This is a genomic window from uncultured Corynebacterium sp., from assembly GCF_946998835.1.
Taxonomy (GTDB): Bacteria; Actinomycetota; Actinomycetes; order Mycobacteriales; family Mycobacteriaceae; genus Corynebacterium.
The window spans coordinates 16,510-38,859 of the sequence record NZ_CAMQAZ010000024.1 but is presented as its reverse complement, the minus strand read 5'-3'; the positions used below and the strand labels follow the sequence as shown (position 1 = coordinate 38,859).

The 22,350-nt window shown below is 59.1% G+C and carries 21 protein-coding genes; 16 read left to right on the top strand and 5 right to left on the bottom strand.

Features of this window, described 5'->3' with window-relative positions; genetic code table 11:
* The first annotated feature begins 69 nt into the window (after positions 1 to 69).
* Entirely contained in the window at positions 70 to 984 is a 915-nt protein-coding gene (locus Q0U90_RS08885) for a tyrosine recombinase XerC (RefSeq protein ID WP_297453800.1), read from the top strand.
* Positions 985 to 998: 14 nt separating this feature from the next.
* Here Q0U90_RS08885 and Q0U90_RS08880 read toward each other — a convergent pair whose 3' ends face one another.
* On the bottom strand, positions 999 to 1,487 hold the full coding sequence (locus tag Q0U90_RS08880) for a M23 family metallopeptidase (protein WP_297453789.1): 489 nt from the start codon (positions 1,485 to 1,487) through the stop codon (positions 999 to 1,001).
* Positions 1,488 to 1,897: 410 nt separating this feature from the next.
* On the opposite strand from Q0U90_RS08880, the gene rpsB reads away from it, so the two are divergent.
* From rpsB to Q0U90_RS08855, 5 genes are all read left to right on the top strand, one after another.
* Positions 1,898 to 2,719, top strand: a complete 822-nt coding sequence (gene rpsB, locus Q0U90_RS08875) for a 30S ribosomal protein S2 (protein WP_297453797.1) — start codon at positions 1,898 to 1,900, stop codon at positions 2,717 to 2,719.
* Positions 2,720 to 2,774: 55 nt separating this feature from the next.
* Entirely contained in the window at positions 2,775 to 3,602 is an 828-nt protein-coding gene (gene tsf, locus Q0U90_RS08870) for a translation elongation factor Ts (RefSeq protein WP_297453787.1), read from the top strand.
* A gap of 205 nt (positions 3,603 to 3,807) precedes the next feature.
* Positions 3,808 to 4,533: a UMP kinase gene (gene pyrH / locus Q0U90_RS08865; protein WP_297453785.1), complete on the top strand. Its 726-nt coding sequence runs from the start codon at positions 3,808 to 3,810 to the stop codon at positions 4,531 to 4,533.
* 85 nt (positions 4,534 to 4,618) lie between these two features.
* A complete protein-coding gene (gene frr / locus Q0U90_RS08860) occupies positions 4,619 to 5,176 on the top strand; it encodes a ribosome recycling factor (protein WP_038628675.1) in 558 nt (185 codons plus the stop codon).
* A 39-nt stretch (positions 5,177 to 5,215) separates the two neighbouring features.
* Positions 5,216 to 6,121: a phosphatidate cytidylyltransferase gene (locus tag Q0U90_RS08855; protein ID WP_297453781.1), complete on the top strand. Its 906-nt coding sequence runs from the start codon at positions 5,216 to 5,218 to the stop codon at positions 6,119 to 6,121.
* A gap of 35 nt (positions 6,122 to 6,156) precedes the next feature.
* On the opposite strand, the gene Q0U90_RS08850 is transcribed toward Q0U90_RS08855, so the two are convergent.
* Entirely contained in the window at positions 6,157 to 6,591 is a 435-nt protein-coding gene (locus tag Q0U90_RS08850) for a lipopolysaccharide assembly protein LapA domain-containing protein (protein ID WP_297453779.1), read from the bottom strand.
* Between the two features lie 117 nt (positions 6,592 to 6,708).
* Between Q0U90_RS08850 and rlmN the strand changes: the two genes are divergently transcribed.
* Positions 6,709 to 7,806 carry a 23S rRNA (adenine(2503)-C(2))-methyltransferase RlmN gene (gene rlmN / locus Q0U90_RS08845; RefSeq protein ID WP_297453777.1) on the top strand — a complete coding sequence of 366 codons (1,098 nt, stop codon included), beginning with the start codon at positions 6,709 to 6,711 and terminating at the stop codon, positions 7,804 to 7,806.
* Positions 7,807 to 7,914: 108 nt separating this feature from the next.
* On the opposite strand, the gene Q0U90_RS08840 is transcribed toward rlmN, so the two are convergent.
* Positions 7,915 to 8,316 (bottom strand): DUF2631 domain-containing protein, encoded by a 402-nt coding sequence (locus tag Q0U90_RS08840; protein WP_297453775.1) that lies wholly within the window; start codon positions 8,314 to 8,316, stop codon positions 7,915 to 7,917.
* A 226-nt stretch (positions 8,317 to 8,542) separates the two neighbouring features.
* Here Q0U90_RS08840 and Q0U90_RS08835 point away from each other — a divergent pair, with 226 nt between their 5' ends.
* The 4 genes from Q0U90_RS08835 (at position 8,543) to Q0U90_RS08820 (ending at position 14,131) form a co-directional block, all read left to right on the top strand.
* A complete protein-coding gene (locus tag Q0U90_RS08835; RefSeq protein WP_297453773.1) occupies positions 8,543 to 9,775 on the top strand; it encodes a M50 family metallopeptidase in 1,233 nt (410 codons plus the stop codon).
* Positions 9,776 to 9,834: 59 nt separating this feature from the next.
* Complete coding sequence (locus tag Q0U90_RS08830) at positions 9,835 to 11,682, top strand: penicillin-binding transpeptidase domain-containing protein (protein WP_297453771.1); 1,848 nt, start codon at positions 9,835 to 9,837, stop codon at positions 11,680 to 11,682.
* A gap of 67 nt (positions 11,683 to 11,749) precedes the next feature.
* Positions 11,750 to 12,661 (top strand): type I methionyl aminopeptidase, encoded by a 912-nt coding sequence (gene map / locus Q0U90_RS08825; RefSeq protein WP_297453770.1) that lies wholly within the window; start codon positions 11,750 to 11,752, stop codon positions 12,659 to 12,661.
* A 3-nt stretch (positions 12,662 to 12,664) separates the two neighbouring features.
* Positions 12,665 to 14,131 (top strand): cobyric acid synthase, encoded by a 1,467-nt coding sequence (locus tag Q0U90_RS08820; protein ID WP_297453769.1) that lies wholly within the window; start codon positions 12,665 to 12,667, stop codon positions 14,129 to 14,131.
* Here Q0U90_RS08820 and mtr read toward each other — a convergent pair.
* Positions 14,128 to 15,567 (bottom strand): mycothione reductase, encoded by a 1,440-nt coding sequence (gene mtr / locus Q0U90_RS08815; RefSeq protein ID WP_297453768.1) that lies wholly within the window; start codon positions 15,565 to 15,567, stop codon positions 14,128 to 14,130. The genes Q0U90_RS08820 and mtr overlap by 4 nt on opposite strands.
* 74 nt (positions 15,568 to 15,641) lie before the next feature.
* A complete protein-coding gene (locus tag Q0U90_RS08810; RefSeq protein WP_297453767.1) occupies positions 15,642 to 16,682 on the bottom strand; it encodes an alpha/beta hydrolase in 1,041 nt (346 codons plus the stop codon).
* A gap of 163 nt (positions 16,683 to 16,845) precedes the next feature.
* On the opposite strand from Q0U90_RS08810, the gene mqo reads away from it, so the two are divergent.
* From mqo to Q0U90_RS08785, 5 genes are all read left to right on the top strand, one after another.
* Positions 16,846 to 18,342 (top strand): malate dehydrogenase (quinone), encoded by a 1,497-nt coding sequence (gene mqo, locus Q0U90_RS08805; protein ID WP_297453766.1) that lies wholly within the window; start codon positions 16,846 to 16,848, stop codon positions 18,340 to 18,342.
* Between the two features lie 92 nt (positions 18,343 to 18,434).
* Positions 18,435 to 19,592 carry an AAA family ATPase gene (locus tag Q0U90_RS08800; protein WP_297453765.1) on the top strand — a complete coding sequence of 386 codons (1,158 nt, stop codon included), beginning with the start codon at positions 18,435 to 18,437 and terminating at the stop codon, positions 19,590 to 19,592.
* 148 nt (positions 19,593 to 19,740) lie between these two features.
* Complete coding sequence (locus Q0U90_RS08795; protein WP_297453764.1) at positions 19,741 to 20,376, top strand: VWA domain-containing protein; 636 nt, start codon at positions 19,741 to 19,743, stop codon at positions 20,374 to 20,376.
* A complete protein-coding gene (gene cobO, locus Q0U90_RS08790) occupies positions 20,357 to 20,977 on the top strand; it encodes a cob(I)yrinic acid a,c-diamide adenosyltransferase (protein ID WP_297453763.1) in 621 nt (206 codons plus the stop codon). Before Q0U90_RS08795 ends, cobO begins: the two co-directional genes overlap by 20 nt.
* Entirely contained in the window at positions 20,971 to 22,347 is a 1,377-nt protein-coding gene (locus Q0U90_RS08785; RefSeq protein WP_297453760.1) for a cobyrinate a,c-diamide synthase, read from the top strand. The genes cobO and Q0U90_RS08785 overlap by 7 nt, the downstream gene beginning before the upstream one ends.
* Positions 22,348 to 22,350: the final 3 nt, after the last annotated feature.

The following is a 22,350-nucleotide window of genomic DNA, read 5'->3' as shown; positions in this document are numbered from 1 at the left end:
CAGATCAACTGCTAAAAATCAGCCCAATCGGACACACTTTTTGAGCCTTAACCCTGTATGGTCATGACCGTGACGCGCGCATCCGATAAAGACAACAACGCTGAGCAGGACCTAGGGCTGTCTGCCAACGTTGAGGCGGTGCTCATGGACTTCCTCGATGAGTTGACCTACTCCCGCCGGCTCTCCGATGCCACGGTTCGCGCCTATCGCGCTGACCTAATCCCCCTACTCGCCGGTCTGAAACATATTAGTGAGCTCTCCACGCCCGTCATCCGGGCACACCTCGGCGCCAAGCATTCGGCAGGCGCGGCGCGGTCATCGCTGGCTCGCCTGACGACGTCCATTCGGCAGTTCTGTAGCTGGCTTGTGGCTCGACAGATTCTCGACGCAGATCCTTCGCTGCGGCTATCTACACCGAAAAAGCATCAGCACCTCCCGGAAGTGCTCTCGCCGGAGAAAATCGAGGGGGCTATCGAGAAGGTGGCTTCCGAGGATAGTGTCGTTGCGGCTCGGGATTTAGCCATCGTGGAATTGCTGTATGCCACGGGAATGCGCGTAGAGGAGTTGTGCAGAGCCGACATCTCTGATGTGAACTTCTCCCAGCACATCATCTCTGTGGTGGGCAAAGGTAACAAGCAGCGCATCGTGCCCTTTGGTGCTCCAGCGGAAGCGGCGTTGAAGGGCTGGCTTAAGGTACGGGGGCAGTTCCACCCATCGGCTAAGGCCGAGCAGGCGCTTTTTCTGGGCGTGCGTGGCGGCAGGTTGAATCCGCGGCAGGCGCGCCGAGTAATTCATAAGTGGGCCGATGTTTCACCGCATGCGCTCAGGCACTCTGCGGCCACAGCGATGGTGGAAGGCGGTGCCGATTTGCGTGTGGTGCAGGAGATGCTTGGCCACTCGAGTCTGGCGACCACACAGATTTATACGCACGTCTCGGCAGATCGACTTCGTGAAGTGCATAAGCGAGCGCATCCGCGCGCTTAATCTCGTACTGCCGCTTAATCTCGTACAGGTTTGAGCACAATCGGTCGCCTCTGCACCAAATCGAGCGGGTTGAGGTAATCCTTGCCGCGGAGTGCGCCCCAGTGCAAACCCGGTTCGGGGTGTTTGGCGCTGATGGCGAAATGTCCGATTACCTGCCCCGCGGCAACGCGGTCGCCCTTTTTAAGGGTGGTGTCGAGCGGTTGATAGGTGGTGCGGATGCCGTCAGCGTGCATGATCGACACGGAAGTCATGCCGGCAATCGAGCCGGCGAAATGAACTACTCCAGGAGCTGAAGCGTGGATGGGTTGGCCAGGTGAGGCGCTGAGGTCCACGCCACGGTGCCCGGATTGCCAGCGTTTTTCCGGTGGTGCATAGTCGCGTAGGACTTTTCCGTGAACGGGGAGGGTGTGTGCAACAGTGGACACCGGCTCGCCGATTGCTGGCGGCGGGTTCGGGGGTGTGGTCAGCGCGACAGTGAGCACAAATAGCGCTAATGTGCGCATTAGCGAGCGCCTGAAACTCTGATTGGTCGCCATGCGCGATAGTGTGGCGGACGCTGCATTCGTCGACAAGCGAAAAGCGTTGCAAAATGGGCTCAGCTGTGGATGACTTTTCGCCCTGTGGATAGCGGGGCGTGTCAGATATTGCGACCTGCGCAATGTATCAGATAAGATGGCGCTCGCGGTGTCTGCCTTAATGGGCAGGCATTAACGCAAAGACTACGCGCGCGACCCATTCCGGCTGGTTCACGGGTGCTCGACAGGAACGTCTGTCGGGTGTGAAGCAGCGGGGGAGCGCTAGGGCACAGGGAAAGCCTGTGCGTGAACTGTAACCACCTATATCGGATAAGAAAGGAAGGGAAGCAGCCGCAGCCCTAGTCAGGCTGGACGTGAGAATCTTCCCTGAATATGACATGGCTGTTGTATCCATGCGAGAACTGCTCGATGCAGGTGTCCACTTCGGTCACCAGACCCGTCGTTGGAACCCGAAGATGAAGCGTTTCATCTTCACCGAGCGCAATGGCATCTACATCATCGACCTGCAGCAGACCCTGACCTACATCGACGAGGCTTTCGAGTTCGTCAAGGAGACTGTCGCTCACGGTGGCAACATCCTGTTCGTCGGTACCAAGAAGCAGGCTCAGGAAGCCGTTCAGAACGAGGCAGAGCGCGTTGACATGCCGTACGTCAACCACCGTTGGCTCGGCGGCATGCTGACCAACTTCGCCACCGTTTCCAAGCGTCTGGCTCGCCTGAAGGAGCTTCAGGCAATGGACGCTGCTGAAAACGGCTACGAGGGTCGCGGCAAGAAGGAAATCCTGATGCTGACCCGCGAGCGCACCAAGCTGGAGCGCACCCTGGGCGGCATTCGCGACATGTCCAAGGTTCCGTCCGCACTGTGGATCGTTGACACCAACAAGGAGCACATCGCAGTCTCCGAGGCCAAGAAGCTGGGCATCCCGGTTGTTGCCATCCTGGACACCAACTGCGACCCGGATGACGTTGACTACCCGATCCCGGGCAACGACGACGCTATCCGCGCTGCTTCCGTGCTGACCCGCATCATCTCCACGGCTGTTGAAGAGGGCCGCAAGGCTCGCGCTGAGCGCGAGGCCAACGCTGCTCGCGAGGCAGCAGGCGACGCTCCGATCGAGTCCGCCGCCGAGAACACCGACCAGGCTGCAGAGATGGACGCCGAGGGCTCCGCTGCAACCGAGACGGCAACCGCTGAGTAAAGCTGAACTTTCTAACCACCACAAGTTCTAACCACCACAAGGAGGAACGCCCAGCATGGCGAATTTCACTGCTGCTGACGTCAAGAAGCTCCGTGAGCTGACCGGCTCCGGCATGAAGGCTTGTAAGGACGCACTCGTCGAGACCGACGGCGATTTCGACAAGGCTGTCGAGATCCTGCGTATTAAGGGAGCAAAGGACGTCGGCAAGCGTGCAGAGCGCACCGCTGCCGAGGGCCTGATTGCTGTTTCTGGCAACACCATGGTCGAGGTCAACTCCGAGACCGACTTCGTTGCTAAGAACCAGGAGTTCATCGACTTCGCCAACAAGGTCGCCGACGCTGCTGCAGCAGTCAAGGCAAACTCCCCGGAAGAGCTCGCTGCCGCTGACCTGGACGGTCAGTCCGCCGCTGACGCTACCCAGGAGCTGTCCGCAAAGATCGGTGAGAAGCTGGAGCTGCGTCGCGCCGCTACTCTCGAGGGCGACAACATCGCTGTCTACCTGCACCGTCGTGCAGCAGACCTGCCGGCAGCCGTCGGTGTTCTGGTTGCCTACACCGGCGAGGGCGACAAGGCTGCAGAGATTGCTCACGCAGCTGCTATGCAGGTTGCCGCTCTGAAGGCCCAGTACCTGTCCCGCGAGGATGTCCCGGCTGACCGTGTCGAGGCAGAGCGCGCTGTCTACGAGAAGATTACCCGCGAGGAAGGCAAGCCGGAGCAGGCTATCGCCAAGATTGTCGAGGGTCGTCTGAATGGTTTCTACAAGGACGTTGTTCTGCTGGAGCAGCCGTCTGTCGCCGACAACAAGAAGACCGTCAAGCAGCTCATGGACGAGGCTGGCGTTACCCTGACCGGTTTCGCTCGCTTCGAGGTTGGTCAGCACTAATTACGCGTTAATTCGTGCTCTAGTTTTTAGCTGTTTGCTAACGTGCATTTGCCCCGCTCGGGTTCTCCGGGCGGGGTATTTTGCTATCTTGTCCCTCGGGCGATTCGGTCTTGTCGCCGACGCTGCGGAGCGTCAAGTGTGCCTTACTGCCCTGACCGGGTAGACTCGTCTGCGACTTTTTAAACGGCGAGAAAGGTGCATAGTCATGGCAGAATCTGTCGAGCGCAATGGCTTCAAACGTGTGATGCTCAAGCTCGGTGGCGAGATGTTCGGCGGCGGCAAGGTTGGTGTTGACCCGGACGTGGTGCAAAACGTTGCCCGACAGATTGCAGAGGTCTCTCGAAAGGGCGTTGAGGTCTGCGTCGTCATCGGAGGTGGCAACTTCTTCCGTGGCGCGCAGCTTCAACAGCGTGGTATGGATCGTGCTCGCTCGGACTACATGGGCATGCTCGGCACCGTGATGAACTGCCTGGCTCTGCAGGACTTCCTCGAGCAGGAGGGCGTGGACTGCCGCGTTCAGACCGCTATCAACATGGCACAGGTTGCAGAACCCTACCTGCCGCTGCGCGCCAAGCGCCACCTGGAAAAGGGCCGCGTGGTCATCTTCGGCGCAGGCATGGGCATGCCTTACTTTTCCACTGATACCACCGCAGCACAGCGCGCCCTGGAGATTGGTTGCGAGGTGTTGCTGATGGCCAAGGCCGTCGACGGTGTTTACTCGGCTGACCCGCGTGAGGTGCCGGACGCTGAGCTGTTCGACGACATCACCCACCGCGAGGTGCTCGAACGCGACTTGCGTGTTGCCGACGCCACTGCCTTCTCACTGTGCATGGACAACAACATGCCGATTCTGGTGTTCAATCTGCTTACCGACGGAAACATTGCGCGTGCGGTAGCCGGTGAGCGAATCGGTACTCTTGTCCACAGCTGATAAATTTGTCCCTAATACGTTCTTTCTTTAGAACTCTCTAGAACCCCTAGAACCCGAGTACAAGAAACCCGAGGTTGGAAACACAATGATTGATGAAGTCCTGCTTGACTGCGAAGAAAAGTACGGTAGCTCGGTGGAACACTGCCGCGAAGAGCTGACCCACATCCGCACCGGTCGCGCAAACCCGGCGATGTTCAACGGCGTTATTGCGGAGTACTACGGTGTTCCGACCCCGATTACCCAGATGGCGACCATTTCGGTTCCGGAGCCGCGCATGCTGCTGATTAAGCCGTATGAGCTCAGTGTCATGGGTGACATCGAGAATGCTATTCGCAACTCCGATCTCGGCGTTAACCCGACTAATGACGGCCAGGTGCTGCGCGTTACTATCCCGCAGCTGACCGAGGAGCGCCGCCGCGAAATGGTCAAGGTCGCTCGTTCGAAGGGTGAAGACGCCAAGATTGCGATTCGCAATGTCCGTCGTAAGGGCATGGAAACTCTGAAGAAGATTCAGAAGGACGGCGACGCCGGCGAGGACGAGGTGCAGGCTGGCGAGAAGGAGCTGGACCAGGTCACCAAGAACTACGTCGAGCAGGTCGACTCCTTGGTTGAGCGCAAGGAAGCGGAACTGATGGAGGTTTAGGCCTTCACATTCAACCGGGAGAGGGGAATTGAGGCGCCAATGCCAACGTCGAAGCCAGCGTCTAATAAAGAGCGAGTTCTAGACGAGCTACGAGTTATCAAACCACGCAACTCAGCTGGTAGAAATCTGCCGGTTGCGATTGCGGTAGGCGTAGCCCTTGGTGCGATTGTCATCATCGGCTTGCTGCTCGGGGCGCTTGCCTGGACCGTTCTTATCGCTGCTGCGGTTGGCCTCGCAACGTGGGAGGTCTGTGAGCGCCTCCGCGAGTCGGACTGGCAGGTTCCCCGTCCGGTAATGATTCTCGGCGGTCAGCTTATGGTGTGGCTGTCCGCCTATTGGGGGATAGATGGCCTGGTGATGGGCCTGGCCGTCACCCTGATGCTTTTGCTGGTCGTCCGCCTGTTCTTACACGGTATGGCCGAAGCACCACGGAATTGGCTGCGGGATGTCGCAGTTGGAGTTTTCGTGGTGATGTGGATTCCATTCTTTGCTGCACTGGCCGTGCGGTTGGTGCAGATGGACAATCCGTGGGGAGTAGATCCCCGCTGGGTCATTGTGACCTTTATGCTCGGTGTTATTTCTAATGACGTTGGCGGCTATGCCGCTGGAGTCATGTTCGGAAAGCACCCGATGGCTCCGAAGGTGAGTCCCAAGAAGTCCTGGGAAGGGTTCGGTGGCTCTCTCGTTCTCGCAGCAATCACAGGGACGCTCTGTGCAATTTATATGCTGCATGCTCCGTGGTGGCAGGGCATTGTGCTTGGCATCGCGCTGGTCATTTCAGCGACGCTCGGCGATTTAATGGAGTCCCAATTCAAACGGGATCTGGGCATCAAGGATATGTCCTCGATGTTGCCGGGCCACGGCGGTCTGATGGACCGCCTGGACGGCATGCTGCCATCTGCCGCGATGGCGTGGCTGATATTGCAGCTTTTCAGCCTGGTCTAATCAGGCAGGCTTAGTCAGGCTGTTTTAATCAGGCTCTAGTTGTCGCCCTTACGAATCTGGCGTCGCAAATCCAGCATTCGCCAGCCGCCGATAAGAGCGGTGATGAGAGCACCGAGAATAGCAGCGAACAGCATTCCGACGCCGACCGGGAAGTTCCAGGTCCAGCCGAACAGGTTTAGTGCGGTCTCCTGCTGATTCTGCAGAATGAATACCAGCAACACAATCAGCAAAATAGCACTGATGACAAGACCGACCCACATCGAGCCCGCCGTGGTCTTCTTGACCTTGCGCGGACCAGGGGCAGGTGCTGGTGCGGAAGCCGGTGCGGACTCTTTTTCCGCCTGCGATTCCGCGACGGGCTCTGGCAGATTGTCCTGCTCAGGTGCGGGTGCCTCATAATCATTAGGGGAGTACGCCGGAGCATCGTCGAAAAGCGGCCTGTCGTTATTCGGCTGATTAGCTTTAGTCATACCTATCATTCAACACGTTTTGGCAGGTATGTACCACCTGTGAAAGTTCGCTGAGCAGACTTAGCTTTGCTGAGCATTAGGCCAAAACTGTCATTACATGCGAAAATGGGTGCCATCATGGCATCTTCACTTCCAATTGTTCTTAAAGCCCCACGTCGCGGCATGCCTGCGACCCATTTCGCCGACCTCGATGTTGAGGAACGGAAGGCTGCGGTCAAGGAATTGGGTCTGCCGGCTTTCCGCGCTGACCAAATTGCACGTCACTACTATGGCCGGCTCGAAGCTGACCCCATGACGATGACCGACCTGCCGGAAGCAGATCGTCAGAAGGTCAAGGACAGCCTTTTCCCGCCGCTGCTGACTCCCGTTCGTCACATCACCTGTGACGACGGCGAAACCCGTAAGACACTGTGGCGTGCAGGTGACGGCACGTTGTTGGAATCCGTGCTGATGAAGTACCCAGATCGCGCTACGCTGTGCATCTCCTCGCAAGCGGGTTGCGGTATGGCGTGTCCATTCTGTGCGACCGGGCAAGGGGGTCTGCAGCGTAACCTCTCGACAGCAGAGATTGTGGACCAGGTCCGCGAGGCTGCCGCCACCATGGCGGCAGAAGGCGGTCGCCTCACCAACATTGTCTTCATGGGCATGGGGGAGCCGCTCGCAAACTACAATCGCGTTCTCGCCGCCGTCCACCGGATCACGCGGCCGTCACCAGAGGGATTTGGTATCTCGATGCGCAACGTCACCGTCTCCACGGTCGGTTTTGCTCCGAACATCCGACGGCTTGCCGACGAAGACCTGTCCGTCACCCTCGCAGTGTCACTGCACACTCCGGATGATGAGCTTCGCGATGAGCTGGTGCCAATCAATAACCGCTTCACAGTGGCCGAGGTTCTCGATGCGGCCCGATACTACGCCGACAAGACCGGTCGTCGTGTCTCCATCGAGTACGCCTTGATTCGTGACATCAACGACCAGGATTGGCGTGCCGATCTCCTGGGTAAGAAGCTTCACAATGCTCTGGGCTCACGCGTCCACGTCAACCTGATTCCACTCAATCCAACTCCGGGCTCGAAGTGGGACGCCTCCCCGAAGAAGCAGCAGGAGGAGTTTGTCCGCCGTGTACAGGCTCAGGGAGTGCCATGTACGGTTCGCGATACCCGTGGCAATGAGATTGCCGCAGCGTGTGGTCAGTTGGCGGCTGAAGAAGTGTAGAAGGTAGATAGCAAAAAATCCGCACCGAAAACATCCGGTGCGGATTTTTCTATGCTCTGTTTCGCTATAGAGCTGTTAAAACCAGACTTTCTTTAAAAGTGGCTAACTCTACTGGTCCTGGCCTTCCGGCAGGCGGTTCCAGGAGCGCAGCTGCGAGTCAGTCAGGTCAGCGTAGACGCCGGTGCCGTTGACCTGGTCGCGTGCCCACTCAGGCTCAATGTGGCCTTCCGGTTTGTTGTGAGCAGTAACGGTGCGGGCCTGGGAACCCTGCGGGGCGAACAGCTGCAGCAGCAGACCAATGGCAATCAGAGCAGCAATGGCGACCAGCCACCAGTTCTCGACGTTGCCCTTGTGGTTACCGATGGTCATGCCCAGCAGGAAGATCACAGAAATCCAGCCGGCCTTCTGCATAGCGCTCTTGCTAATGCCGTGCCAGCCCCACTTCGCCGACGGCTCGTCGAGGGTGCTGACGCCGCGGTAAATCTCTTCCTTTGGCTCGTGGTTGCTCACTTGAAAGTCCTCCTGTTAACACTTTCGGCGAATTGCACTCTATATGCACTTCAGTCTATCTGCAGTCTATATACGATTTTGCTGAAAGCGACTGAGCGCATTTTCAGACAATCTTGAGTATCGGGTGTAAGGATACCTTAGAACTTGCTGAAATTGGGACTTCGCCCGGCCGGAAACTCCCCGCCGGTGTTCTGGTTTGCCCAAAGTGGGGGTAGGGTGAGCACTCGTGACATTTCTTCTTGGAGTTTTACTCTTCGCAATCGGCATCGCGGTGACTATCGCCCTCCACGAATGGGGCCACCTCACTGCCGCTCGACTGTGCGGAATGCGAGTTCGCCGTTACTTCATTGGTTTTGGCCCAACGCTCTTCTCCTTTAAACGGCATCATGCCGCCGCTGGTGGGCATGACACCGAGTACGGAGTTAAGGCAATCCCTTTCGGCGGATTCTGTGACATTGCGGGCATGACTGCGATGGATCCAATTGATCCCGCTGAAGAGCCCTATGCCATGTACAAGAAGCCATGGTGGCAACGGACTATTGTCATGCTCGGTGGAGTGGCGATGAACCTTATTATCGGGTTCCTTATTCTCTATTTCATCGCTGTGACGTGGGGTCTGCCCAACATGGGCAAGGAAATGGCACCACGCATTCAGTCGGTTCAGTGTGTTTCACCGGCACAGCGTGCCGATGGCACCCTAGAGCCCTGCACCGGCGCTGGTCCCGCCGAGCGCGCAGGACTGCGTGCCGGAGATGTCATTGAGAAGGTCAATGGCACCAGGATCACTTCTTACCCTGAGGCTGTGTCGCTCATCGGCAGCTCCGCAGGCGGGGACATCACGATGACTATTAATCGGAACGGAACCACTCAAACGGTTACGGTTACCCCAGAGGTCGTTAAACGCAAGACTAACGACAGCCAGGACATCGACCAGCCAGCGATTGGTATCGCCTTTCAGCGTCCAGAGACCATCCTCCACGAGTACAACGCGTTCACCGCTATCGGTGGTGCTGCAAGCTTCACCGGAAGTCTGTTCGGGGCTGTGTGGAACGGACTGCTCTCCATTCCAGAGAAGGTTCCAGGCGTGGTCGCCTCTATCTTCGGCGCTCAGCGTGATCCGGCGAGCCCCATGAGCGTTGTCGGGGCTTCACGTGCAGGCGGTGAATTGGTTGAGATGAACCAGTGGCCCTCATTCTTCTTATTGCTGGCCAATCTCAACTACTTCCTGGCGGTGTTCAACCTGGTGCCACTACCTCCGCTGGATGGCGGTCATATTGCCGTTGTCATTTACGAGCGCATTCGTGACCGGATTCGCAAGGTGTTCGGTAAGCCAGCGCTTGGGCCGGCTGACTACACCAAGCTCATGCCAATCACCATGGCCTTCACCGCAGTTTTGCTCGTATTCGGCGTTGTGGTCATGGCCGCAGACGTGGTCAATCCAATTGTGCTAAACCGCTGATAGAAGGTTGCGGCGTGCCAGCGTCGTCGTAAAGCATTACGGTGCTAACGTCAGCCCACATGGAACAATCTTCGCGCCGCACGCCTCTGATCCGCAGCATCTCGGCTGTGGCAATCACGGGGCTTGTGCTGTCATCCGCCGCGTGTACGCCGCGGCCCGACACCGGGCGTGAGGTGCTGGAAGAGTTTTTGGGAGCGCTTGCGGAAGGTGACGTCGCTGAGGCGGCGGCGCTGACCGATCACCCGGACTCTGCGGAAAGCGATTTGAAGGCGGCCACTGACGGACTTCAGCCGGAGGGGCTTGAGTTTGAAATCGAGGGTGTTGACACCAGCTCGAATCAATCCTCGGCGGAAGTGACTATGAACTGGCAGCTGCCTCATCAGAGACACTGGGGCTATGACACCACTTTCACGTTGACCAAGACCGAGTCAGGACAGCGGGATTGGGCTTTGCGCTGGTCTCCGGCATCGCTGCATCCGCAGCTGGGCAGGAATCAGCATCCGGAATTGCGCACTATTGCTGCGCCGCGTCCGTCTGTCGTCGGATCCGATGGTGCGGCTCTGCTCGAGCCTGGGACTGTGCATCGCGTAATCCTCAATCGAGATCGGGTGGGCAATGTGCAATCGGCGATTAACCGCGCGGCGACGGTGATTAATAACGAAATGCCGGAAGACGGTCCAAAGCTCGATGCGCGTGCAGTGGGGGAGCAGGCAAGCGGCGGAAAGGGTAATTTTTCGCTGATTGTGCTTCCATCCTCCACCCCGCAGCGGGTTAAAAATGACCTCGCCGACATCGACGGTATTTCGGTCAACGATGAAGCTGCAATGGTGCGACCCGACCCAGGTTTCGCTCCCGACTTGATGAGCCGCGTGGAGAAACTCGTGGACACTGGCGATCATGGCTCCGATGGGTGGAATATCGTGGCGGCCAACGAGGATGGGGCTGTCGTCGGCACGCTGTATGAAGTTTCTCCGAATGTAGCGCCGGCGGTACAGGCATCGATTAGCAAGAAGGTGCAGGACGCCGCCCAAAAGGCAGTGGATACACGCAAGGATGCGAAGGCAATGCTGGTGGCTGTGCAGCCGTCGACAGGAAAGATCCTGGCAGTTGCACAGACGGCCGAAGCGGATAAGGACGGAGACCTGGCGCTGATGGGACAGTTCCCGCCAGGGTCGACCTACAAGATTGTCACCGCCGCTGCGGGCGTGCAGCATGAGGGTTTGAATGCAGGGTCGACAGTGCCATGCCCAGGTTCAATGGAAATTGGGCCGCGTATTGTCACCAACTATAACGGCAGCGGTGTCGGTGATACTTCTCTGAGTGATGCGTTCGCACGTTCCTGCAACACCACCTTTGGCGACATCGCACATAAGTTGAAGCCAGGGCAGTTCAAGGAGGAGTCCAAGAACTTCGGCATCGGTATCGATTATCGTATCGCGGGGCTCGACACTATTACCGGCAGTGTTTCTGATGGCAGTGACGAAGTCGAGCGCATTGACGCGGGCTACGGACAGGGAAACGACTTGGCCAGCCCGTTTGGTATGGCTATGGTCTCGGCGACGGTGGCAGCCGGACGCACCCCGACTCCGACACTCGTGCCCAGTGCGGGAACCTGGCAGTCGCAGACATCGGAGCCCCTGCCACCTGAGGTGTTGAATGAAGTGCGCACGCTCATGCGCGCGGTGGTGACCTCCGGTACAGGTTCGGCCATTGCTGGCCGCGGTGAAGTTTACGCAAAGACCGGTGAGGCAGAGTTCGCTGGTGGCTCACATGCGTGGTTCACTGGCTACCGTGATGATTTGGCCTTCGCCACGCTCATTGTCGGCGGTGGCGGATCCGAGCACGCGGTGGCGATTACCGATGTGTTCTTTGCAAACATGGATGAAGGCTCAGGAGACGAGGGCTAGGCCATTTCCGGCTAGGAAACCTGCCCAGGCCGAAAATCGAATCCGGGGTAGGGGTAGAGTATGTGCCATGACTCAGCGTTCTCCACTTACTCAGCAAAAGTCCACGCCAATTCGTACTGTCCCGGCACATATTGAACGACCGGAATACGCCTGGAAGGACGAGGTTCAGGAAGGCGTCGGCGAGCCGCTGGTACAGACCCCGGAAGACATTGAAAACATGCGAGAGGTCTCTCGTATTGCTGCCAACGCACTGGTGGAGGCCGGAAAGGCCGTAGCTCCGGGTGTGACCACGGATGAGATTGACCGGGTGGTGCATGAGTATCTGCTGGACCACGACACCTACCCGTCCACGCTGGGCTACCGCGGTTTTGAGAAGTCCTGCTGTGTGTCACTCAATGAGATTGTCTGCCACGGTATTCCGGATACTCAGGTTATTGAGGACGGCGATATCGTCAACGTCGATGTCACCGGTTACAAAAACGGCGTCCACGGCGATACCAACGCCACTTTCCTCGCTGGCAATGTCTCGGAGGAGCACCGCCAGCTGGTGGAGCGCACCTACAACGCCACCATGCGCGGCATTAAGGTCATCAAGCCGGGACGCGAGATTAACGTCATTGGTCGCGTGATTGAGTCCTACGCCAAGCGCTTTGGTTACAACACTGTTCGGGACTTCACCGGTCACGGTGTCGGTACCACGTTCCACAATGGTCTGATTGTCCTGCACTACGACGAGCCGAGTCAGAACACCGTTTTTGAGCCGGGCATGACCCTGACCGTCGAGCCGATGATTAACCTTGGTGAGCTGCCGTACCACATCTGGGACAACGGCTGGACTGTGCAGAATGATGACTTCAAGTTCACGGCCCAGTTCGAGCACACGGTGCTGGTGACTGCCGACGGTCATGAGATTCTCACCCTGCCGGATGAGCAGAATGTTCCGGGGCAGTTCCAGACTGGTTGGAAGCCAGAGGCCTAACCCGTGCAAGCTCCCGCAGCGCTGATTGCCGGTTGTACCTCGGATGCCGGAAAGTCGGTTCTGGTCGCCGGCATGTGCCGGTTGCTCGCGCGTCGTGGTGTGAGGGTCGCGCCCTTTAAAGCCCAAAACATGTCCAACAACTGCGCGGTCACGCTCGACGGCGGCGAGATTGGGCGCGCGCAAGCTCTGCAGGCGCTGGCGTGTGGGCTCGAACCCGATGTCTCCTTTAACCCGGTGCTTCTCAAACCGGGCTCGGATCACACCAGTCAGGTGGTGGTCAAGGGTAAAGCTGACGGGCACGTGAGCGCTCTGACGTACCGATCGCGAAGGAAAGCGTTGCGCGGGGTAGTCGCCGAAACATTGGCAGAGCTGCGGGAGCAGTACGATGTCGTCCTGTGCGAAGGTGCCGGCAGTCCCGCAGAGGTGAATCTGCGAGAGTCGGATATTGCCAACATGGGGTTAGCGGAGCTCGCTGATCTGCCCGTTGTGGTCGCCGGGGACATTGATCGCGGTGGGGTGCTGGCACATTTCGTCGGCACGCATGCGATTCTGAGCCCGGAAGACCGCGCACGAATCACCGGTTTTATCGTCAACAAGTTTCGGGGTGACGTGTCGTTGTTGACCCCGGGGTTGGACGTGGTTCGCGAGCACACCGGCGTGCCCGTACTCGGCGTAGTGCCGTTCATTCCGGGGCTCTGGGTTGACGCGGAGGATTCGCTCGGCACAGTCGCCGGTGCATCGGTGGGGCCTGCGAGCGCCCCGCTGGGAACAGAAACGCTGTCCGTGGCTGCCATTCGCCTACCACGTGTCTCCAACGCCACGGACATCGAGGCGCTGGCCTGTGAACCAGGGGTACACGTGCAGTGGACCGTTGACCCATCGGTCGTTGCTCGCGCAGATCTGGTCGTGCTGCCCGGGTCAAAGTCGACGGTCGCCGATCTTAAGTGGTTGCGGGCGCAGGGGCTTGACGACGTGCTGGAGAACCGAGCCGCCCGGGGGCTGCCGCTGATTGGCATCTGCGGTGGGTTCCAAATGCTCTGCACCAGTATTACTGACTCGGTGGAGTCGGCAGCCGGAACCGTGAACGGGCTCGGAGTGTTCGACACCGACATTGAATTCGCGGAGACGAAGACGCTGGTGAGTCACCCTGATGGTTCCTACGAAGTGCACAATGGGCAGGTTGTGCGAAGCAGCGAGGCTCCCTTTATCGCTGAGTCCGAGGAAGAAGGAGCGCGGCGTGGCATGCTAATCGGCACTCATCGGCACGGATACCTAGAAAATGACCAGGTGCGCCGTCAGCTGTTGGGCGAAGTGGCCGCTGCCGTCGGCAGGGACGGATTTGAGGTCAGCTCTAATACCTCGTTTGCCGCAGAACGGCTGCGGCAGGTCGACCTGTTGGCCGATGCGGTCGAAGAACACCTGGCTGGGCCCGCATTGGCCCAGGCTACAGGCATTGAACAGTTGGGCTAGTTATCGAATTCCAGGCCCAGGATGGCGTTTTCAATTAGCTCGGGTAGTGCTGGGTGAATCCAGTGCTGACCCTTGACAACTTCGCGCACGTCCATCTCGAAGCTCATCATCTGGATGCACTGCTGCACCAAGGTCGCGGCCTGCTCACCGATGAAGTGTGCGCCCAGCAGTCGGCCGGTGGCGCGGTCCGCAATCAGTTTGGCGAAGCCATCGTGATCTTCGAGTGCCCATCCGTAGGCGACATCCCCGTAATTCTGTACCTTCACGGTAATCTCCGTACCGTTGTCCGTAGCCCAGGCGCGAGCCTCGTCCTCGGTCATGCCGACCTGGCCAATCTGCGGGTGCGAGAAGACCGCCGACGGGATGTAGCGGTGGTCAAAAGCACGCAGGTCGGACGGGTTCCGCACGTTGTGAAAGACAACCTTGGCCTCGTGGTTGGCAATGTGCTTCAGCTGATATGGGCTGGAGACATCACCCAGTGCCCAGACACCTTCGGCTGAGGTGCGGCCGTACTGGTCAACCTTGATGCGGCCATCGTCGTGCATGTCCACACCGCCGGCGGCCAGGTTCATGCGGTCGCCGTTGGGGATACGACCGGTTGCCACGAGCAGGGCATCGGCGGCAATCTCCGTGCCGTCGTTAAGCGTGGCGGTGATGATTTCGCCCTCCTGGGACAGCTCGGCGATGGAGGTGTTCATGCGGATGTCGATGTCGCGTGCGGCTACCTCGTGGAAGCGCTCGGAGATAGCGGCATCGGAGCCGCGCAGCATGACATTGGAGCGCACCAACATGTGCACTTTCGTGCCGAAGGAAGCGAAGACGTGCGCGAACTCGCTGGCGATGTAGCCGCCGCCGACGATAATCATCTCGCGCGGGAGCTTGTCGACGCGCATGATGTTCTCGTTGGTGTAGTAATCCACCCCGGACTCTGCAATCAGGCCCGGGACGTGTGGGCGGGAACCTGCGGCGATGATGATGTTGTCGGCCGTGATGTCGACAGTTTCCTCACCGATGCCGGTGCGAATGGTGCGCGGGCCGACGAAGGTCGCGTGACGGTCGTAGACATCGATGTTGGGGGTCTCATCCCCGCGGCGGTACGCCTCGCCGCCGTCGGCAATCTGGTCGATACGCTGGGCGAAGACGCGATCTTGAATCTGCTTGAGGTCAACGGAATCATAGGTGCCGTGCACACCCAGGCGGCTGGCCTCCCGGATAGTGCGAGCGGCATCGGCGGCCAGAACAAACATCTTGGTGGGAATACAGCCAACGTTCAGACACGTACCGCCGAAACGTCCCTCCTCGACGAGCGCAATACGAATATCGTCGTACTCCGGGGCTGGAATGGAATTGCCTGACCCGGTTCCAATGATGATGACATCGTAGTGGCGTGGGGAAGCCTCAGGGGAATTCTCAGTGGTCACAAGCACTCCTAGCATTTCGGTCAAACTAGTTTGCTTCAACGGTACTGAAAGCGGTTTTATTCCGAATCCCTATTCCGTCCCTATTTGGCCTATTTGGCGCTGTCTCCCGGTTTGATAGTGGCGAGGAATTGGAAGGTCTCATCAAAAGCTCGTTCCAGTGCGTCCGGCTCCGACAGATACACGTCATGAAGAGCCCCCGGAATTGCGACATTACGAGCCTGCGGGCCGAGATGGGCAGTGGCATCGGCAATCTGCTCAGTATTGAGGACAGAGTCGACGCGGTTCAGTTCCGGGGTGTAGTCGGAGCCGAGCAGGTAGTTGTCTGAATGGAGGACGAGCGTCGGAACGCCGGTGTCGATACCGCGGCTGACGCGCTGTTGGCCGACGATGATGGAGTTCAGCCAACGCCAGTTCTTGTCGTGTCCCGTCAGCGGCTTGAAAGTGCGGTTGTACTCCCAGCGCCCCTGGTGATCGACGCTGATGGACTTGCCGTAGCCACCCGAGGACTGCACCGGAATGAGACTGTTGGGGCGCAGCCGGGACATAACGCGAGCCGCCACGGAGTACACCGGAGCCTTAGCGCGGGAAACGTGGAGAGTCAGCCAAGGGGAGTTCAACACTGCTGAGGTGACGGAAATATGAGGAGCCTGCGGGCAATGGCCGCCCATGCTGCGTAACCAGTCGAGCCACAGCACGGCAATCAGCCCACCAGTGGAGTGCGCGTTGAGACTGACGCTCGTGTGACCAGACTGTTCCACCACCGCGAGTGCTTCGTTGAGGTCCTCGAAGTAATGTGTGAGATCGCTGCAACCGTGCCACGTCTGTCCAGGCAAGTGGGCGCGCCCGCACTTGCGCAGGTCGATGGCGTAAAACGCGTACCCTTCGGCGTGGTAGCGTTCGGCCACATGCTTCTGGAAGAAGTAATCCGACATTCCATGAATCCAGAGGACCGCCGGACGTGTGTGAAACTCGCTTTCCGACGAAGCGGGGCGATAGCGAACCAGAACAGCGCGTACCGGCCCTTCACCGTCGGGATCTTCCCCCAGTTCGATGACATGTTGGGCGTAGTCATCGCCGAGGTTATCGGGGTTAAAGGCGGGGGTAGTGAAATCGGGAATATCGGTAGTCACAGGCCCAAGCCTAGCGCCGATTACCGGGGGTAGTGGGAATATGTGACACAATGGTTTAAGGACTGAGACGGTAGCTCTCATTTGCGTCTTTAGTTGTGTGCGCGCATGTGAGCGAGCGCTAGTTTGAATCACTAATCAAGTTAGTAAGGATGTTGACAGCAAAATGGCTGATAACAAGCTTCCTGCCTCCAGTGGCGACGAGGTAGATGTCGTCCTCATCGGTGCAGGTGTAATGAGTGCGACGCTGGGTGTGCTGCTCAAGGAGCTCGAGCCATCCTGGTCACAGGTTCTGTTCGAGCGCCTCGATCAGCCCGCCAAGGAGTCTTCCTCCCCGTGGAACAACGCTGGTACCGGCCACTCTGCTCTGTGTGAGTTGAACTACACGCCGGAGAAGAACGGCAAGGTCGACGTCACTAAGGCAAAGACCATCAATGAGCAGTTCCAGGTATCCCGTCAGCTGTGGACTTCGCTGGTTGAAAACGGCACCCTGACTGATCCGAAGGAATTCATCAACCCGGTCGACCACACTACTTTCGCGCAGGGCCCGGAGCAGGTTGCGTTCATGCGCCGCCGCTACGAGGCGCTCGAAAAGGAGCCGCTGTTCCACGGTCAGGAACTCATTGAGGACAATGATCGTTTCGCTGAGTACCTGCCGCTGATGTCGGAGGGCCGCGACTTCTCCCAGCCGGTCTCCGCTATTCGTAACCCGAACGGTACGGACGTTAACTTCGGTGCACTGACCAAGCAGTACCTGGCTGCTCTGTCTGACATGGGCACTGAGATTCGTTACGGCCACGAGGTCACTGGCCTGAAGCGCGACGGTTCCAAGTGGATTGTCACTGTGAAGAACCTGCACACCAAGGACGTTCGCACCCTGGTTGCTAACTTCGTCTTCGTCGGTGCCGGCGGTGACGCACTGCCGCTGCTGCAGAAGGCTCGTATTAACGAGATTCGTGGTTTCGGTGGCTTCCCGGTCTCCGGCCAGTGGCTGCGCTGCACCAATGAGGACGTTATTGCTCAGCATGACGCCAAGGTCTACGGCAAGGCTTCCGTCGGCACGCCGCCGATGTCGGTTCCGCACCTGGACACCCGTGTTATCGACGGCAAGCGTGGCCTGCTCTTTGGTCCGTACGCCGGCTGGAACATGAAGTTCCTGAAGAACGGCAACAACCTGGACCTGATTAAGTCTCTGCGTCCGGCCAACCTGCCGTCCATGCTGGGCGTCGGTGTGCAGGAAATGGGTCTGACCAAGTACCTCATCACTGAGGTCCTGAAGGACTTCGACGCACGCATCGAGTCCTTGCGCGAGTACGTTCCGAATGCTCGCCCAGAGGACTGGGAGCTGATTGTCGCTGGTCAGCGCGTTCAGGTCATTAAGCCGATGAAGGCTCCGGTCTTCGGTACCCTCGAGTTTGGTACTGCGGTCATTAACTCCTGGGACGGCACCATCGCCGGCCTGATGGGTGCATCGCCGGGTGCTTCCATCGCTCCGGCTGTGATGATTAGCCTGATTGAGCGCTGCTTCGGCCGTCACATGGGCAAGTGGGCTCCGAAGCTCAAGGAGCTCATCCCGTCCTACGGTACCCACCTGGCTGACGATCCGGCTCTGTTCAAGGAGGTCTGGGAGGCTTCCCAGAAGACTCTGAAGCTGGAGCGCTAAGGAACCGTGCTGAAGAACTGAAAAGTTCAATAAAGCCAACATTGTCTACCCCGCCGTGAGCAATTCGCTCGCAGTGGGGTAGAACTGTGTTTATGGAAAAAATCACGTCAGCTACCACTGCACAGCCAGAGCCCACTTTTCCCTTTACCGCAATTGTCGGGCAGCAGCGACTACAGCTTGCGTTGATTCTGACGGCATTGTCACCAGAGATTGGTGGCGTAGTAATCCGTGGTGAGAAGGGCACAGCAAAGACCACCGCTGTCCGGGCGCTGGCTCCGTTTCTCCGCGGGCAGCTGGTTAACCTGCCACTCGGTGCAACGGAAGATCGCGTGGTTGGTTCGATCGATGTGGAGACCGTCCTGACCACCGGACACGCCCGATTCAACCCTGGGCTGCTCAGCGCCGCCGACGGCGGCATCCTCTACGTCGACGAAATTAACCTGCTGCCGGATCACCTCGTCGACTCCGTCCTCGATGCCGCCGCCACAGGCCGTGTGGTTGTCGAACGTGACGGTATCTCGCACTCCGCCACCTCGCGGTTCGTGTTAGTGGGCACGATGAACCCGGAAGAGGGCGAACTGCGGCCGCAACTTCTCGACCGATTCGGTCTTGCCATCGACGTCACCGCTTCCAAGGACCCGGCGGTCCGCGCGGAAATCGTCGCCCGTCGCCTCGACTTTGACGCCGATCCGGAACACTTCGTCACGCGTTTCGCAGCCGACGACGAGGCACTGCGCTCCCGTATCGATCGCGCACGCGCCCTGCTTGACGACGTCGAATTGAGCCCCAACATTCTCGGACAAATTGCCACCGTATGTGCTGCTTTTGATGTGGACGGCATGCGTGCCGACATCGTCATTGCGCGTACCGCCCGTGCCCACGCTGCCTGGCGCGTAGCTGGGGATGTATCGGCACAGCCTGAGGCGGGAACGCCAATTGAGATCACTGCGGAAGACATCAAGGTAGCTGCTGAAATGGCCCTGCCACACCGTCGCCGCCGCGACCCCTTCGATGAACCGGGACTGGATCAGGAGCAGCTCGACGATGCTCTGCAAGACGCAGAGGAGCAGTTCCGAGATAACCAGGAGCAGCCAGCGTCGGACCAGGAGCAGCCAGCGTCGGAGCGGGAGCAGCCCTCCGAGTTCGAACCCGACTCCGCCCCGCAGGAGCCTCAAGGTCCGCAGCAGCCCGACTCCGCCGGCTCGAAGGGAGGTCGCGCCGCTGAAGGCGCCCCCTTTCGCCGTTCGTAAAATCAGTGTCGACGGCGTCGGGCAAGGAGATACCGGACGCCGTTCTAAGGCCATTGGTCCTCGTGGCAGCACCATCGGTGCGAAGCGTGGTGGCCACGGCCTGCACGTTCCGGCGACGGTGCTGGCGGCGGCGAATCGTGGTGTCCGCATGGCAGATGCCATGATTCCCCTGGAGCCGGAAGATGTACATGGTGCGATTCGGCAGGGAACTGAGTCCAATCTGGTTGTCTTCGTTGTGGACACCTCGGGTTCCATGGCGGCGCGCGACCGTCTGGCAGCCGTCACCGGAGCGGTCACCTCGCTGTTGCGCGATGCGTACCAGAGTCGCGATAAAGTCGCTGTGATTACCTTCCGCGGAAATAGTGCCGAGCTCGTTTTACCGCCGACCAAGTCGGTTGACACCGCAGTGCGTCGCCTCGCAGATGTCCGCACCGGTGGCCGGACTCCATTGGCCGAGGGCCTGTTGAAGGCGCATGAAGTAGTCGTACGGGAAGCACGCAGGGAGCCCACACGACGCGCAATAATTGTGTTGCTCTCCGATGGCCGGGCAACCGGTAACAATGGCATAGAGAAGGCGCGGGCCGCGGCCGCAAAGATTCGTCGTCAAGCGTTGGCTGCGACGGTAGTAATCGACTGCGAGCGTTCCCGCGTGCGCCTCGGGCTGGCACAGGAACTCAGCGTCGAATTAGGTGCGACCTGCATAAACCTCTCCGAGCTCAATGCCGAAGCAGTGGCGGGCGTGGTCCATGCCTATCATCGAGACCATGGCACAAGGAAAGCTTGACCCTAAATCAATTCCCAACGACGGACTGACCACCAGGCAGCGTCGCATGATTCCGATTACCGCCGTGCACACCGGCCCAGGTAAGGGAAAGTCCACGGCGGCATTCGGCATGGCGATGCGCGCATGGAATCAGGGGATGAACATTGGAGTCTTTCAGTTTGTGAAGTCGGCAAAGTGGAAGGTCGGCGAGGAAGCCGTCATGCGCCGGCTCGGCGAGCTTCACGACGACACGGGGGAAGGCGGCCCGGTCGAATGGCACAAGATGGGCGAAGGCTGGTCCTGGTCGCGTAAGAAGGGCACTGAGGAGGACCATGCCGCAGCGGCAGCTGAGGGATGGCAGGAGATTAAGCGGCGCCTGGAAAATGAGGTGCACGACTTTTATGTCCTCGACGAGTTCACCTACCCAATCAAGTGGGGTTGGATTGATGTCGTCGACGTGGTGGAGACCTTGAAGAACCGACCTGGCCGTCAGCATGTGGTCATGACTGGCCGGGACGCCGACCCGAAGCTCGTGGAGGTCGCAGATTTGGTGACTGAGATGACCAAGATCAAGCACCCAATGGATGTCGGGCGTAAGGGACAAAAGGGCATCGAGTGGTAGCGCCGGGACTTGTCATTGCGGCGACAGCATCGGGCACGGGTAAGACCACCATCTCAACTGGTCTGATGCGGGCGCTGTCGCGTCGTCACGCGGTGGCACCGTTCAAAGTAGGTCCGGACTATATTGACCCTGGCTATCACGGGGTAGCGGCTGGCCGTCCGGGCCGAAACTTGGATTCCTTCATGTGTGCGCCTGAGTTGGTTGGGCCGCTCTACGCGCACGGCGCTGCCGACTGTGATGTTGCGGTGGTCGAAGGTGTTATGGGACTTTTCGACGGCCGCATTGGCGACGACCCACTGTCGGTGGAGGGGTCAACGGCTGAGATTGCCTCGCTGTTGGGGCTTCCGGTCGTGTTGGTTATCGATGCCCGGCACATGTCGCAGTCGGCGGCGGCCGTCGTTCACGGATTTTCCACGCTGCGCACCGATGTCCGCGTCAGCGGTGTGATTATTAATCAGGTGGGCAGTCCGCGGCATGCGGACATCATTACCCGTTCTGTGGAGGCCATGGGCATCGAAGTGCTCGGTGCTATTCCACGGGTGACTGATATTGAGGTTCCCAGTAGGCATTTGGGACTCGTTACCGCCGTCGAGCAGGGCGAACAGCTAGAAGCGGTCATCGAATCGATGGCGAACTTGGTGGAGACCTATATCGACGTTGACCGGCTTATCCAGCTTGCCCGAAAGCCCTATCCGGCTGAGCCCTGGGATCCCGCGCAGTTCGTCAATCCACTGGCTGCTGGGCGCCGCGTGCGTGTGGCAGTCGCTGCGGGACCTGCGTTCTCGTTCACCTACGCTGAACACCGCGAACTATTGCAGGCCGCCGGAGCTGAAGTTGTGGACTTTGATCCGCTGGTTGATGACTTGCCGGAAGCCGAAGGTTTCATCGTGCCCGGTGGTTTTCCCGAAGAGCACGCTGATGCGCTGTCCGTTCGTGACGACATTCGCCGGGATTTCCGCCAAGCCGCCGACGACGGCGCACTGGTTCACGGCGAGTGCGCGGGGCTGCTGTGGCTGCTCGAAGACCTCGGTGGACGTCGCATGTGCGGCATCATTCCGGGGCGTGCCCACATGGCCCGGTTGAAGTTAGGCTACCGAGAAGCCGTGGCATTGACGGATTCTGCGCTGTGCCCGACAGGAGCACGCGTGCGCGGACACGAATTCCACAAGACAGCGCTCACCGATGACACTGCGAGCGCCGCTATCGCGGCCGGATGGCAGTCAGCCTGGGGCTGGCGCGGATATCACGGTGAGACTGTACGCGACGGCTTTGTTTCCGCGTCCGGTCGAATTCATGCCGGCTACCTGCATTTACATCCGGCGGGTGCGCCGGATAACGTCAGTCGCTTTGTCACTACCTGCGCCGGGTAAGGT

What these genes read in the sequence shown, in the direction of transcription:
- Q0U90_RS08880 (WP_297453789.1), bottom strand. Translation starts at nt 1,487, where the DNA reads ATGCGCACATTAGCGCTATTTGTGCTCACTGTCGCGCTGACCACACCC.
- rpsB (WP_297453797.1), top strand. Translation starts at nt 1,898, where the DNA reads ATGGCTGTTGTATCCATGCGAGAACTGCTCGATGCAGGTGTCCACTTC.
- tsf (WP_297453787.1), top strand. Translation starts at nt 2,775, where the DNA reads ATGGCGAATTTCACTGCTGCTGACGTCAAGAAGCTCCGTGAGCTGACC.
- pyrH (WP_297453785.1), top strand. Translation starts at nt 3,808, where the DNA reads ATGGCAGAATCTGTCGAGCGCAATGGCTTCAAACGTGTGATGCTCAAG.
- frr (WP_038628675.1), top strand. Translation starts at nt 4,619, where the DNA reads ATGATTGATGAAGTCCTGCTTGACTGCGAAGAAAAGTACGGTAGCTCG.
- Q0U90_RS08855 (WP_297453781.1), top strand. Translation starts at nt 5,216, where the DNA reads ATGCCAACGTCGAAGCCAGCGTCTAATAAAGAGCGAGTTCTAGACGAG.
- Q0U90_RS08850 (WP_297453779.1), bottom strand. Translation starts at nt 6,591, where the DNA reads ATGACTAAAGCTAATCAGCCGAATAACGACAGGCCGCTTTTCGACGAT.
- rlmN (WP_297453777.1), top strand. Translation starts at nt 6,709, where the DNA reads ATGGCATCTTCACTTCCAATTGTTCTTAAAGCCCCACGTCGCGGCATG.
- Q0U90_RS08830 (WP_297453771.1), top strand. Translation starts at nt 9,835, where the DNA reads ATGGAACAATCTTCGCGCCGCACGCCTCTGATCCGCAGCATCTCGGCT.
- map (WP_297453770.1), top strand. Translation starts at nt 11,750, where the DNA reads ATGACTCAGCGTTCTCCACTTACTCAGCAAAAGTCCACGCCAATTCGT.
- mtr (WP_297453768.1), bottom strand. Translation starts at nt 15,567, where the DNA reads ATGCTAGGAGTGCTTGTGACCACTGAGAATTCCCCTGAGGCTTCCCCA.
- mqo (WP_297453766.1), top strand. Translation starts at nt 16,846, where the DNA reads ATGGCTGATAACAAGCTTCCTGCCTCCAGTGGCGACGAGGTAGATGTC.
- Q0U90_RS08800 (WP_297453765.1), top strand. Translation starts at nt 18,435, where the DNA reads ATGGAAAAAATCACGTCAGCTACCACTGCACAGCCAGAGCCCACTTTT.
- Q0U90_RS08795 (WP_297453764.1), top strand. Translation starts at nt 19,741, where the DNA reads ATGGCAGATGCCATGATTCCCCTGGAGCCGGAAGATGTACATGGTGCG.
- cobO (WP_297453763.1), top strand. Translation starts at nt 20,357, where the DNA reads ATGGCACAAGGAAAGCTTGACCCTAAATCAATTCCCAACGACGGACTG.